General features: G+C 69.8%; 4 protein-coding genes. 2 read left to right on the forward strand and 2 right to left on the reverse strand.

Annotated elements, in window-relative coordinates:
• Both JWN21_RS07830 and JWN21_RS07835 read right to left on the reverse strand, forming a co-directional pair.
• Complete coding sequence (locus JWN21_RS07830) at positions 1–10,881, reverse strand: filamentous hemagglutinin N-terminal domain-containing protein (protein ID WP_299647998.1); 10,881 nt, start codon at positions 10,879–10,881, stop codon at positions 1–3.
• 29 nt (positions 10,882–10,910) lie between these two features.
• Positions 10,911–12,668 (reverse strand): ShlB/FhaC/HecB family hemolysin secretion/activation protein, encoded by a 1,758-nt coding sequence (locus JWN21_RS07835; protein ID WP_299648001.1) that lies wholly within the window; start codon positions 12,666–12,668, stop codon positions 10,911–10,913.
• 294 nt (positions 12,669–12,962) lie between these two features.
• Here JWN21_RS07835 and JWN21_RS07840 point away from each other — a divergent pair, with 294 nt between their 5' ends.
• A complete protein-coding gene (locus JWN21_RS07840) occupies positions 12,963–13,865 on the forward strand; it encodes an alpha-L-glutamate ligase (protein ID WP_299648004.1) in 903 nt (300 codons plus the stop codon).
• Positions 13,865–14,875 (forward strand): LLM class flavin-dependent oxidoreductase, encoded by a 1,011-nt coding sequence (locus JWN21_RS07845; RefSeq protein WP_299648007.1) that lies wholly within the window; start codon positions 13,865–13,867, stop codon positions 14,873–14,875. The genes JWN21_RS07840 and JWN21_RS07845 overlap by 1 nt, the downstream gene beginning before the upstream one ends.
• Positions 14,876–15,054: the final 179 nt, after the last annotated feature.

The following is a 15,054-nucleotide window of genomic DNA, read 5'->3' on the forward strand; positions in this document are numbered from 1 at the left end:
TCACTTGCCTTGCTCCTTGGCCTGACCACAGGCCGGGTTTGTCGAGTCCGGCGTGCATTCGGTGTCGCTGATCCCGTCGTCGATGATGCTGCCGTCCGCGCCGATCACCCCGATGCCGGAGAACAGCGCCTCGTTGTTCGTGCCGACCACAGGATCGAACGGAACCACCAGATCGTCGGCGACCTGGAAGATCGCGAGACGGCTGCTGTCGAAAATGGCGAGCAACGGCTGCGACACGACTGCGGTCAGGCAGCCCGCGCCCGACCCCACCAGACAGCCGTTGATGCGGGTGTTGGCGGCGTCGGTGCCGGTCGCGGAAATGACGTTGGAGCCGAGCACCGCGGTCGACGTGTTGGTGATCCCGCCGATGGTGCCGAAGAACGCGAACGCGTTGGTGACGTTCGCACCGGGCCCCTGCATCACCAATGCGCCCGTGGTGGGTCCGCCCGCCGCCGTGCCGAGCGTCACGCCCAGATTCTGCCCGGGTACGCCCGTGTTCTGGAACAGCGCGTAATCGGTGTAGCGCACCGTCAGGCTGCGCGCCGAGACCAGGTTGGTGTCGGGCGCGTAGGGCGAACCGCCGAACGTGGCATTATACAGCGACGAATTGGGATTGCCGACGAACTGCGCTCCGACATCGGCTGCCGACAGACCCGTTGCCGAGCCGAAACCGATCGGGTTCAGGAAGGCGTCCGCCTGGCCAACCCCGATTCGAGACCCGCGCAGATCGAGGTCGGCGGTGTCGAACAGCAGCCGACCGCCAGCCGTCGCGGTGGCGGTGACGCGGATGACGCTGGCCTTGTCGTTCGCGTTCGCAGCCGTCCCGCCAAAGCGGAAGGTGCGGTTCGCCCCCGTCCCCGACGCTGCGCCGCTGACGTCGATGCGACCGGTGGAGAGCACATCCACCCGCGTGCGGCCGGCATCGGCATCGAAGCCGAGCGTACCGATCTCCACATTGCCCGTGCCCGCGTCGATGGTCAGCTGGTTCGCTTCGACCAGATTGACCTCGGTCGCCGACAGCGCGAACCCGCCCGTGGTCGTCAGGCTGTCGCCCAGCCGGGTCGCCGTGGTGGCCGGCGCGCGATTGGTGAAAGTGACCGTGGCGGCGCGCTGGATGCCGGTGATCGCCGCATCCAGCGCCCGCACCGCGATCGTCGACGTGGCGCCGGCGATCACCTGACCCAGCGACGCCGTGCCGCCCGCATCAAAGGTGGCGTTGCCGCCCGCGGTCGCGCCGCTCAGCGTCAGATTGCCCGTGCTGGTCATCGCCAGCGTCGTGCCGGCGGCCGTCTGGCCGGCGGCGATCGATGCGGCGGTGACGGCGATCGCGCCGCTCGCGGTCGTCTGGCCGAGCGTCGCCGCGCCGGTCGCGACCAGCGTCGCCGGGCCGGCCGCATTGAGCGTGCCGCTGTTCAACGTCGTCCCGGCCGTAAGGCTGGCAGCCCCGCCGGCCGCGGTCAGACTGGTCGACCCGATCGCGCCCGTCGCGCGCAGGGTCGCCGCGCCACCGGCGTTGCCGGTGCCCAGCGTCAGGTCACCCGCCGTGGCGGTAAGGTCCAGCGTCGTGCGCGAGGTCGCTGCGGTGACGCTGGCGCTGGTGCCGGAGACCGCGACCGCGCCGTTGCCGGAGGTGATCGCCTCGATCGTGGCGGCGCCAGTCGAGGTCGCCAGGGCGTTGCCGTTGCTGGTCAGGCGGGTGGTGACCGCAAGCGGTCCGGCGGCCGTCAGCGTCGCGGCGCCGTTCGTGGCGGTGCCGGTGCCGAGTGACAGGCCGCCACCTGTGGTCGTCAGCGTGAGCGCCTGGTTCGCGGCGGCGGTCGTCACGTTCGCGCTCTGCGCATTGACCGTGACGTTGCCCGTGTTGCTGGTGATCGCGTTGATCGTCGCCGCACCGGTCGCGGTCGCGCTGGCGGTGCCCGCGCTGGTTAGCGAGGTCGTGACCGCGAGTGGGCCGGCGGCGTTGAGCGTCGCCGTTCCGGCGGTGGCGATGCCGGTGCCCAGCGTCAGGCCGCCCGCATTTGCGGTCAATGCCAAGGCCTGCGCAGCCGTCGCGCGGGTCGCGTCGATGCTGCGCGCCGTTACCGCAACGTTGCCCCCGGTGCTGGCGATGGTCCCGATCGTCGCCGCGCCACCCGTGCTCGTGGCGCTGGCGTTGCCGCCACTCGTCAGCGAGGTGGTGATCGCCAGCGGCCCGGTCGCGCTCAGCGTCGCGATGCCGGTGGCGCTGCCGGTGCCCAGCGTCAGCGGGCCGGCGCTGGCGGTCAGCGTCAGCGCGCCGATCGAGGCACTGTTCGCCACGTCCACCGTGCGGCCGGTGCCGGTCACGCCGGCGCCGTTGAAGGTTCCCAGGCGCAGCACATTGCCCGCGCTGGCGCTTGCCGCGCCGCTCGCGATCAGGCTCGTACCCGTCACGTCGCCGACCGTAGCGGTGACGCTCGCAATGCCGCCCGACGACAGGGTGGTCAGCGCGACCGAGCCGGCGGCGCGAATTGTCGCATTGCCGCCCGCGATGCCGGTGGGCAGCGTCACATCGCCGCCCGTCGCGGTCACGTCCAGCGTGGTGTGCGACTCGGCGCGAGTGACGTCCGCCGACAGACCCTGCGCAATGATGGCGCCGTTGGTGCTGGTGACTGTGCCCGCGACGATCCCCTGGCTGGCGAGCAGCGACACATTGCCCCCTGCGCCCAGCGAGGTGATCACCCTCAGCGGACCGCCATCGGCCTGCAGTGCGGCCGTGCCCGTCGCTGTCCCGGTGGTGAGCGTCACCGGCCCGGCGGTGGAACGAACGACCAGATTGCCGTTGGTCGCATTGGCCTGGCGAACGGCGACGCTCTGCCCGGTGACGCTGACGGCCGTGCCAGTGATGGCATCGATGGCCGTCGCACCACCCGCAGTCGTGGTCGCCTGTCCGCCCGCGCTGAGCGTAGTGACGTCGAGCGTGGTGCTCGCCGCCAGCGTTGCCGCGCCTGCCGCCGTGCCCGTGACGAGGCGCAGCGGACCCGCCGACGCGGTTAGGCCAAGCGTCGATCCGGACGTCGTGTTGGTGATGTCGACGCTGGCGCCGGTCACCGCTACGCTGCTGCCGTCGAACGTCCCGGCCTGCGCCAGTCCGCTGGCGGTCAGCGCGGCCGCGCCGGTGGCAACCGCCGTACCGACGATCGCGTCGCCGCCGGCGGCGGCGATCGTGACGCTGCCGCCGATCGGCGTCGCGAGCGTACCCAAGGTACCGATCGTCGCCGCGCCTTTGGCCACGACGCTCGCGTTGCCGCCAGCGAAGCCGGTGCCGAGGATCACGTCACCCGAAATCGACTCCAGTGCCAGCGTCGTGCCTGCGTTCACGCGATCCACGTTGATCACGCCCGTCGCGGTCGCGGCAAAGGCGGCGCCGGCATCGACGGTGCCGTTGACCCGCAGCGCGCCGACGCTCGATCCCACCTGCTGGCCGATCAGGACGGCGCCCGATGTCGCGACCGCGGTTCCGGTCGTCGTGGTGCCGAGCGTCACCTGCCCCCCGCGCGCGATCGTCAGCGACGCAGCGCGGGCGGCGATTGTCCCGATCTTGTCGGTGATCGCAATGGACTTGTCCGGCGCCGCGTTCAACGTCACCGCCCCGGTGCCGAGCACGGCCGTGCCGGCGATGCCGCTGGCGGAGGTAACGGTCTTTGCGCCGTTCGCCGTCAGCGTGCCGAACGCCACGTCGGCTGGCGGCACGCTCGTCGTCACCTCCGTGACGATGCCGATGGTGCCGGTGCCGCTCGCCGTGACATCACGCAGGGTGGTCGCGCCCGCCGTGCGGGTGGCCACGCTGCCGCCGGCGATGTTGCCGTTGACGGTCAGCGCACCGGAACGCGTGGTCTGCCCAACGGCGACCCCGTTAACGGCGTTGATCGCCGTGGCCGGTCCGCCGGTGCTGCCGACGGTCACCTGGTTGCCGCCTTCGACGGTGAACGAGGCCACCGGCGCGGTCGCCCCGACCGTGCCCGTCAGCGTGATCGCGTCGGCCTGGGCGGCGGTCAATGAAACCGCACCGGTGCCGTCGATCGAGCCGCCGGCAATGCCCGCGAGCGGTTGCCCGGGAACGCCGGCGGCCGCCGTCAGCGTCTTGGCCCCGTTGCCGGTCAGGCTGTCGAAGGTGATCTGCAGGTCCCCGGCGGTCGCTGCCGTGCCGGCTGTGGTGATGGTCACCGCACCGGGCGAGATCACGGTGCCCAGCGCCGTTGCACCGGTCGACCCGGCATATTTCGTCGTCGTCGAGGTGAAGCTGCCGGTGGAGATCGTGCCGTTGATCGTCAGCCCGCCGGTCAGGTCCTGCCCCGGCGCAGCCTGCCCGATCCGGGTGGCGCCGGCGACCGCGACGCTGGTGCCGGTCATGCCCGCCACACCCAATGTGACCTGCTGGCCGCCGAAGATCGTCAGCGATCCCACCGGAGCAAGCGCGCCGATGCGATCGACCTGGATCACGTGAGTCGTTCCACCGCTCAGTTCGACGGGGCCGAGGCTTTCGATCTGATCGCCGATGATCGAGCCGTCGGCGTAGACGGTCACGAAGGCAGGCGCCTCCAGATAGCCGAAGCGGGTGAGGTTGGAGCCGATGTCGAGGCCGCCGGCCGGCGTAAGTCGGCCTGCGCGAAGGTCGAAAATGTCCACCTCGAACGCGGAGGAATCCCAGGTGTCGCCGATCTCGCCAAAGCCGTTGAGTGTCAGCTTCGCGCCGGTCGTGTTGGCATTCAGCGTCGCATCGCCGACGACGCGCAGGTTGAACAGCGCGTCGCTGGCGCCGATCGTGATGCTGCCCGTGGTCGCGGTCGCGGTCAGGCTGGCGACGCCCGGCCCGCCATCGGCGCCGATCTGCGTCACGGTGATCGATCGGCCGGCGTCAAGCGTCACGGCTCCGCCGCTGGACAGCGTAGAGGTAGCCGAGACGAGCGCATTGACGTCGATGTCGCGGAATGCGGTGAGGGTCTTCGTGTCCGTGCCCTGCAAGGCGGTGAACAGAATGTCGCCGTCGGATGCGGTGACACCGCCCGCGCCGGTCGTGGTCAACGCGATCGGCCCCGTCGCGCTCACCGTTTCCAGCCGCGTGGTGCCGGCGGTGGTCGAGATCAGCGAGCCGGTGGCGAGCGGGCCGTTGAACGTCAGGACATTCGTCACCAGGCCAGGCGCCTGCCCGATGCTGGTCGTGCCCGTCACGTTGCTGGTGACACCCGTCTGCCCCAGCGACACCAGATTGCCGCCATTAACCGTGAGCGAGGTGACCGCAGCGGTCGCGCCGATCGCGCCCACCGTCACGTTCTGTCCGGCCGCGGCGTCGATCACCACGGTGCCCGCATCGACGGAGCCGCCTGCGACGGGTCCGCCCGACCGGATCGTCTTGTCGCCCGTCCCGCCGAGCGTTCCGTAGGACAGGCCACCCGTGCCCGCGTTCAGCGTCAGCGAGCCCGCGAGCGTCGTGTCGTCGATATCGACCCGGATGCCGTTGACCGTCACGCCCGCCGTGCTGGAGCCCAGATTGCCGATCGTGCCGTTGACCGTCGTGACGGTGGTGCCGGTTTCGGGCGGGCCGGCGTTGAGCGCGCCGAGCACGAGCGTGCCCCCCGTCGTCACCGCGTTGACGCCAGTCGTGCCCGAACCGATCGTCAGCGCCGCGCCGGTGGTGGTGATCATGTTGGTCCCGCCGGCGGTTCCCAACACCAGGTTGCCGGTCGTGATCGCGCCCGTACGCGCGACGGCGTTCGGCGTCAGCGCGCCTGCGGCGATCTGCTGACCGACAGTATTGGCGAGAAGGTCGCCCAGGACGAACGCACCATTGGCCGTGGCGGTACGGAAGACGATCGCCTGCGTCGCGTCGGCCGCGGTCAGCCCGCCCGCACCGATCGTCGTGCCGCCCAGCGCCAGTCCCGCCGTGCCGGCACCGCCGATCGCAATGTCGCCGGTGTCGCTTGTCAGTCGCAGGCCAGCGCCGCCGACGATATCGCCGCCGGTAGCGGTCACGGTCACGGTTGTGCCTGCGGCCTGCAGCGCGCTGCCGCCCAGCACCACCCCGCCGACCACCCCGGCCGTACCGGCTGATACCTGATAGGCACTCCCCGCCTGGACATTGCCGTTGACCGTCGCCAGCCCGGCAGCAGTCGTCGCCGCGCCGACGGTGAACGTGGTGCCGGAGCTGCTTCCGATTCCGCTGCCGGAGATCGTCGCGTTGCGGCCGCCCTGGATCGATACGCTGGTGCCCGCGATGTCGTTCAGCGTTCCCGCGTCCCGACCTGCCGAGACCGCGACCGAGCTACCGGCATCGTTGATGGCGGTGCCTGCGTCGTTGCCGGCATCGACATCGATGAAGGTGCCGGCGGTGTTGCTCGCCGTGAACGCGTTCCCCCCGGCGGTGACGCCGACGAAGGTTCCCGCATTGTTGTTGGCGGTCGTCGCGTCGCGCGTCGCGTCGATCGCGACGAAGGTTCCAGCATCGCTGTCGCCGGTCGACGAATCCCGGCCCGCGTCGACGGTGATGGAGGCGGCCGCCGTGAGATCGCCGGTGGTGACGTCCAGGACGTTGGCGATCGCGCCGACGCTGGCGTCGCTGGCGACCGTCGCCGTCAGCGCCCGCGTCGTCACGCTGCCTGCCGTGGAGAGCAGGGCGATACTGCCCGTGCCTGCCGCGGCGCCATCGGCCGTGATCGCGCCGGTGACGTTCGTGTCGCCGCTGGTGCGGGAGGCGAAGCTCCCGGTCAGCGTCCCGCCGTTCAGGTCGAGCGAACCCGAGGCAGTGGTCTGGCCGATGCTGGTCGCACCGGTGACGAACACGTTGGTGGCGACGCTGCCCACCGGACCAAGCCGCACCGCGCTGCCGCCGTCGATCGTCAAGGCGCCGACGCGGACGGCCGCCGTGCCGATCGAGTCGACGGCGATCGCCCCTCCGGCAGCGGCACGCAGCGTCGCTGCGCCGGAGCCGAGGATCGCGTCGCCGTCGATCAGCCCCCCCGACGTGATCGTCTTGTTGCCGCTGTCGTCCAGCGTGGCGAACGTCGCGCCGCCCGTACCCGCGTTGATCAGCAGGTCGCCGGCGAGCGTGCTGTTCGCGATGGTCACGGCCCCGGCCAGCCCCGCCCCCGGGATGGTCGGATCGACGCCGGGCACGGGCGCGCCGCCATACCCGTTCAACGTCACGCCGCCAGTGGCGCCCGTCAGGTTCGATATCGCACCGCTGACGAAAACACCGCCCCCTGCGTTCAGCGTCAGCGCGGGTGCGCCGTTGCCCACGGTCAGCGCACGTGCGGAGATCGCGCCGTCCGAAGAGATGGTGTTGACGCCGCGCAGCGTCAGGTCGCGGACGGTGATCGCGCTGACCCTGTCCACGTCGCCAAAGCCCCCGCCAGCGATCGACTGGCGCAGCGTGGCTGCCGACACGTCGCCGAGGACGAAGCTGTCGGTGGTGTTCGCCGATCCGAAGGTGATGCGACCATTGCCGTCGCCGCTCGCCTGGAGCAGCGTGCCGGTCAGATCGATGTTGCCCGTCGTGGGGCCGCCGGCGATCAGCTCGCCGGTGGTGGCGTTGTTGCGGTTGCTGAGCAGCGTCAGCCCGCTGCGCCCCAGCAGCGCTCCCGCCGCGCCGGCTCCCCCGGTCGCGGCGACGAGGATGCCGGCGCCTGCCTGCTGGACGACGGCGGCTCCGGCTGCGTCGCCCAGCGTCAGTGTCGCGCCGCTCGCCTGATAGTTGCGCGCCGCGGTGACGCCGCCGGAGACGGTCGCCGCGCCGACTGCGGTCACCAGGAAGTCTGCGGTAATTGCCGCGTCGACGGTCGATCCGCCGACGATGTTCAGTGCGCGACCCGCAGCCAGATCGACGCGGTTGTTGCCGTTGAACAGTCCCCCGCTCAGATCGCGCGCCGCGCTGACGATGATGTTTGCACCGGTCGTCTGCGTCGCCACGGTGCCGTTGAACACGACATCGCCCAGCGCGGCGCTGGTTGTCGCGGCATCGATGGATCCGGTCCGCGCCGTGACGGCAGCAAATTGCGATCCGCCGACGGAATCGGAGATCAGCGCGCCGACATCGGTCGCGCCTGTGACAATCAGCGACGTGACGGGCTGGACGGAGCCGAAGGTCGCGACGCTGGTGACGTTGAGCGACGTCGCCGTCACCTCGTCGCCGCGCTCGACGGTGAGCAGCGCCAGCGGGCCTGTCGCCCCCACCGTACCCAGCGCCACATCGCCGGCTGTATCGACGATCAGCCCGCGTGGCCCGTCGACCGAGGTGAAGGTGACGTTGCCGGCGCCTGCTGCGACGGTCGTATCGCCCGCGCCGCTCAGCGTCGTCGCGCCATAGGTCTGCGCGCCGGTGGTGGTGACGCTGGGTGCCTTGATGTCGGTGGCGACGCCGGTCGCGGTGATGCTGGTGAGCGCGTTGCCTGCGCCGACCGCGCCGGTGAAGGTCAACGTGCCCGGCGTCACCACCGTCAGCGCCTGAGTTCCGTCCAGCGTCGAGCCGAAGGTGATGCCACGAACGGGCGCGACGGGCGTTCCCCCGCTGGTCAGCGTCACGTCGGCGGCGAGTGTCGTTGCATCGCTGTAGGTCTGGGTGCCGGTGGTGTTGACGTTGGCGGCAATGCTGGTCGTTCCGCCTGTGCTGCTGTCGACCAGCAGATTGCGTACGCCCGTGATGCCGGCCCCGATCGTCGCCGTACCTACCAGATCGAGCGTTAGATCGTTGCCGCCACCGATCAGCCCGGTGCCCAGGTTGAGCGTGCCTGCGGTCGTGATCGTCAGCGTAGTAAGGGGCGCGCCCAGCGTGACCCCGCCATTATAGCTCTGGCTGCCCGAGGTCGTCACCGCGCCGCCGTTCAGCCGCACGCCTCCGCCGCCGTTCGACGTATAAGAGGTGAACGGCGTGCCAGTGGTGCCGACCGGACCACCAAAGGTCGTCAGGCCCGCCGCGCTGGTGATGAGCGTGCCCGCGCCGTTGACCGCGCCGCCGAAATTGATCTTGCTTTCGCTTCCCGGCACGATGCCGGTGCCCGTGACGCTCACGTTGGTGGTGGCGGTCACCGCGCCGAGGTTGGTGTCGCCCGTCACCGTCGAGGTAAGGTTTGCCGCCGCAGTCGAGCCGTTCACGGTCAACGCGCCCGCTGGCGTCGTACCGCCGACCAGCACGTCTCCCGCGGCGTTGATGCCGACCGTGGTGGTGACCGGCGTGCCGATCGTGATCGCGCTGCCGCCGTCGATCGTGAGGATGGCGACCTGCGCCGTGCCGCCGATGCCGCCGGTGACGCCGATCGCACCGGTGGTGTTCGTCTTCGTCAGCGTGACGCTACCCAGGCCGTCTATGGACGTGCCGCTGATCGCGCCAGCCGAGTTGACCGTCTTCGCGCCTGTTCCGGCCAAGGTCGTGAAGCTCGCGCCGCCGCTGTCGGCGTTGAGCGTCAAGGCACCGGGACGATCCGATGCCTGGATTGACACGGCGCTTCCGACGGCAGTCGCGTTCAGTGTCAGCGCGCTCGTATCGCCCGCGACGTTGCCCAGCGTGCCGATCGCCGTCAGCCCGGCCGCCCCCGACACCGTCAGCGTGCCTGCGGTGTTGATGGTCGAAGCCGAGGTCAAGGCCGTCGTCCCGGTCGCCGCCTGCGTCAGGGTCGTAGCCGCGGTTCCCAGCTCGATCGACGCCCCGGTCACCGTGTAATCGCCACCGGCGGTGACCGCGTTCGCAACCGTCGCCGCGCCGGCGCCCGGGGCGCCAATGTTGACGTTGCTCCCCGCCGAGACTCCCCCTGCGACGGTCATCGCGCCGGTGGTGGCGCTGCCGACCGTGACGGTGCCGCCCGCCGCGATCGCGCCTGTGTTGATCGCACCCGCGACCGCATCGATGCGCACCACGCCCGCCGTGGCTGCCGCCTGGGTCAACGCAATGTTCCCGACGGTCGCGCCCGCTACGGTGCCGGTGCCGCCATTGGCGGTCCCCGTACTGAGCACATCGCTGCCCAATGTCTGGCTGAGACCACCGCCAGAAAGTACGACGACACCGTTCGCGCCCACCGTCGCATTCGTCGCCGTCGCGCTCAGATTGAGCAGCGCCGTGACGCCGTCCTGCGGCTTGAGCAACGCGTACACGCTGTCGCCGATGATCGCGCCCGCCACCGAGCCGCCGAGCGTCGTGCCGGCATTGATCGTGATCGACAACGGCCCGCCCGGCGAAGTCGTGACGGTCGCGTCGGTCGCCAGCACGAACGCGGCCTTGCCCGCACCGACATCGCCATTTGTGGTGAGATCGATCTGCGGTGCGATCAGCGCCAGCGTGCCGCCAGCCGTGTTGATCGACACCGGCGAGGCGGTGGTGCCGCCGGTGATCGGCGTGGTCGACCCCAGTCCCTGGAACCGGACGGTGTTGCCGGTCAGAAAGTCGTTGTCGTCGGTGATGTTGAGCGTGCTCGCCACCAGTCCGCCGACGTTCATGGTCGCGCCGTCGCCAAAGGCGATGCCGTTGGTGTTGATCAGCCACACCGACAGGCCGCTCGGCCCGGTCATGGTGCCGGCCAATTGCGACACATCGCCGGTGCTGACCCGGTTCAGGATGGTGGCGGAGCCTCCGCTGGAGTTGGTGAAGCTGACCGTCGAAGTGGAGCCGATATCGAACGTGCCCCAGTTCACGAGCGCCTTGGTCGAGCCGACATCGACACCCAGATTGGTGGTGACGCCGATCACCGCTGCGGGCGCCAGCGTCGGCGTGCCCAACGCCGCCTGATCGCTGAACGTCACCGTGCCGCTCTGCACGATCGGCAGGACGGGCGTGTTCGTCTCCTGCGCCACCACCGGCGAGGCGAAGACCCCCAGCGTCGCCCCCAGCGCGGAGGTAATCGCCAGGCGGCGGCGGAGCGTGGTGGCGGTACGGGTCATGGGCTTACTCTCCCGGTATTCTTACAGCGTCAGCGAGCGCGGGCGTCGAACTTGGCGGTCAGCGAGACCAGCACGCGATCGGGTGGCGGCGCCGCATCGATCGACAGGGCGCGGTCGCGCGGGTGGGCGTACATCACTTCCAGCTGGACCTGATTGGCGACCTGCATCCGCAGCCCCGCACCATAGGAGCGCAGGTTGCGATCCACCTCCGTCGCGTTGCGATCGAGGTTGGTCAGCCACACCGAGTCGTAGAAGCCGAACAGCTGCGCCGAGACGTAGGAGGTCTTGAGCGGCAGCTGCACGCCCAGCTCGCCCCTGATGCCGATCGCGCGATCGCCGCTGTTGGCGCCTGGATCATAGCCCCGGCCGATGGTCAGGTTGCCGAGGCTGAACTCCTCGAAATTCAACAGCGGCTGGTCGGTATATTGACCCCGCGCCGAGCCGGAGATCGAGAAGATGCGGTTGAGCGCGATCGTCGCATCGGCGTCGAAGCGCACCAGGGTGGCACGGCTGTTGCCGTTGACGCGGCTGGGCAGCGCGCCCGTGCCGGCGAACAGCCCGACGGGCGTCGCGTCAAAGATGTTCAGCCCCTTGCGCAGCTCGATGCCGCCGCGCAGCTGATAGAAGATCGAGCCGTCGTCGCGCCGCCCGGCCACATCGCCCGACAGCCGCGTGAACAGGACGCGCAGCTTGTCGAGGTTGAGCGGCACAGCCGCGCCCGTGCCGGTCGACACGGTGGTCTCCTGATCGACATAGTCGAAGCCGAACCCGACCCGCAGGTTCTGGTTGAGCGACCGCTTGATCGGCGCGACCAGGTCGAAGCCGGCGATCAGCGTCTCCGTCTCGAGCACCAGTGCGCCCAGATCCGGCTTGGACCAGGCATAGATGATGCGCGGTCCGAACGATACGCCCTGCAGCCCGAGGCCGAAGGTATGGCCCGCCTGAACGATCTTCTGTTCGTCGAAGTCGACCGTGGAGGACGCACCCAGATAGGTCACGTCCTGCATGCCAGTCAGCCCGTACAGCTCGCCGCGTACATAGACGACCTCGCGCCCCAGTGCGCGGCTGTTATAGTTCTGCGCGTTGGCCAGCAGGGCGAACGGGCGGTAGGTGATCAGCAGGTCGCCGATCACGTCGCCGGGCTGCGTACCCGCCGGCCGCAACGACAACTGCACGTCCAGCCCCGGCACGTCGCCCGCGAGCAGCAGCGCCCGTTCCGCGTCGCGCTCGTTGAGTGGATCGAGCGAGCGCAGCTCGTCGAGGCGGGCTTCCAGCGCGGCGCGGTACGGACCCGGCGTGCCCCGGACACGGACCTCGGTGATGCGGGCGGTGACAACCTGCAGCTGCAGCTCGCCGCCGTCGATGCTCTGCGCCGGGATCTGAACGGACGCGACCCAGCCGTCGCGGCGTAGCGCCGCGTTGGCCTGGTCGCGGATGTCGCACACCACGCGGATCGGCTGATCGCCGGTAGGGGTGGTCACGTCAGCCAGCGTTTCGGCGATCGACGGCTGCAATGGGCTGCCGTCCGGCCGGTTGAAGCGCACCGCGTTCAGCTGCAACCGAACTGGCGAGCCCTCGAACGGACATGCCGCCTGCGCCAGTGCTGCGCGCGAATCGACGTTGGCCGTCGCCCCGGGTGGGCGCGTAGCTGGCGTTGGCGGCGTGATTTCTTCACGCGAGGGCAGCGGCTGCCCTTGCGGCGTGACCGTCTGCGCGGCGGCCATGGTCGGCCACACCGACGCGAGCGTCAGCGATCCAACGAGACCAAGGCGCAATTGCCTGCTCATGGTATTCCCCCTGTGTCGACAACGTCGTCCCGGCCCGTCCCCTGGCCGCTCGTGACGTCGTTGCCCCGACCCTGTTCTAGCGAGTCTCCCCGCTGGTGTGATTGGTAGGCTTGTACGGCTCGCGTAGTCAAACCCGTCCGTAGGCTGGTCGTCACCATATGCAGGCAGCCCGCAGCGACATTCGTCTCGTGCGGGACTGGACATGGCGCCAGCGGCATCGGCCACTTGGCCTAGGCGCGGCGGGACACGAAAAGCGGCTGGTTGAGGACGCCGACGCATGGCAGGGCTAGTTTCATGCCCGACCTTGCCGTGCTGTTCGAACATCCCGAGTGGTTCCGCCCGCTCTTCGCCGCGCTCGATCGGCGCGGCATCGACTACGTGCCGTTGCGGCCGGACGGCGACTGGGATCCTGCCGGTCGCGCACCACCCTCTCGCGTCGTGTTGAACCGCATCGCGATGTCGAGCTTCCTACGCAGCGACGAACACCCGATATTTCACACAATGGCGCTGCTCGATCATTGGCAGGGCACCGGCGCGCGCGTGGTCAACGGCGCTGACGTGCTGGCGATCGACGCATCCAAGGCACGCCAGCTGTCGCTGATCGCCGGCCTGGGCCTTGCCATCCCCGCGACCCGCGTCGTCCATCGCGCCGCCGACGTGCCGAGGGCGGCGGAACAGGTCGGCTTTCCGCTGGTCGTCAAGGCCAACATCGGCGGCTCCGGCGCGGGCATCACGCGCTTCGACAACATGGCCGAGCTGCGCTGGGCGGTCGAGGCGCGCGAACTGCCGACCAGCGTCGACGGCGTGCTGCTCGTGCAAGACTTCGTGCCTGTTCGCGATGGCGCGATCACCCGCATCGAGACGCTGGACCGCCGCTTCCTCTACGCGATCGAGGTTGCGGGCGGCGGCGCGTTCGACCTCTGTCCGGCCGACGCCTGCGTCGAGGGTTCCGGTATCTCGATGCGCGCCGTGCAACCCGCGCCGGTGATGGTCGAAGCCGCCGAGGCGATCGCGCGGGCGATGAACCTGGACGTCGGCGGGGTCGAGGTGATGATCGACGACCGCGACGGCGTGGCCCGCTTCTACGACATCAACGCCTTGTCCAACTTCGTGGCGAAGCCGCTGGACGTGCTCGGCTGGGACCCGCACGACCGGCTGGTCGATTACCTCGTCACCGAAATCGAGAAGGCCCGCTGATGCGCTTCGGATATTGGATGCCCGTCTTCGGTGGCTGGCTGCGCAACGTTCCCGACGAGGGCATGGAGGCGACGTGGGACTATGCCAAGCGGATCGCGCAGGCGTCCGAACGCTGGGGCTATGACCTCAGCCTGATCGCCGAGCTCAACCTCAACGACATCAAGGGTGTCGAGCAGCCGGCGCTCGACGCGTGGAGCACCGCGGCCGCGCTCGCTGCCGTGACCGAGACACTGGAGCTGATGGTCGCGGTTCGCCCCAACTTCCACCACCCGGCGCTGTTCGCCAAGGCGGCGGCGAACATCGACCGCATCGCCGGCGGCCGACTGGCGCTCAACGTCGTCAGCTCCTGGTGGGCGGACGAGGCGAAGCAATACGGCCTGCAGTTCGATCAGCACGACGACCGCTACGCACGCACGTCCGAATGGCTGGACGTGGTCGATGGGCTGTGGACGCAGGAGCGGTTCAGCTTCGACGGGCGGTTTTACCAGACGCAGGACGCGATCTGTTCGCCCAAACCCGCCAAGCGCCCGACCGTCTATGCCGGCGGCGAGAGCGACAAGGCCAAGGCGATGATCGTCGCGCAGTGCGACGCCTATGTCATGCACGGCGATCCCGCCGAGGCGATCGCGCCCAAGATCGCGGACATGGCGGCGCAGCGCGAGGCGGCGGGCGGGCCGCCGATGCAGTACGGCATGGCCGCCTATGCGATCGTCCGCGACTCCGAGGCCGAGGCGAAGCGCGAGCTGGAACGGATCACCACGGTCGACGTGCTCCCCGCCGGCTACGCCAACTTCGATCAGTGGCTGTCGGGCACGCAGCTGGAACGCGAGCTGAAGGTGCAGGAGTACAGCGTCTCGAACCGCGGCCTGCGCCCCAACCTGGTCGGCACGCCCGAGCAGCTGAAGGAACGTATTGCGGAATACGAGGCAGCGGGTCTGGACCTGCTCCTGCTGCAGATGAGTCCGCAGCTGGAGGAAATGGAGCGGTTCTCCGCGCAGGTCATGCACTAGGTCTGGCGTAGGGCATCGTCTTCCGCGCCCCCTTCCTCCCCGGCTGAAACCAGGGCCCCGTCGGCCGCGCCGGCGACCGGGCACCACGCGCTGGTCCCCGGCTCTTAGCTGGGTCGCGGCCTCCGCCGGGAACCGACGATTGCCGGCACTTGTACACTTCGCTTCTTGCGCGGCGGTGA

The sequence above is a fragment of the Sphingomonas bacterium genome, assembly GCF_028292945.1.
In the GTDB taxonomy this organism is placed as follows: Bacteria; Pseudomonadota; Alphaproteobacteria; order Sphingomonadales; family Sphingomonadaceae; genus Sphingomonas.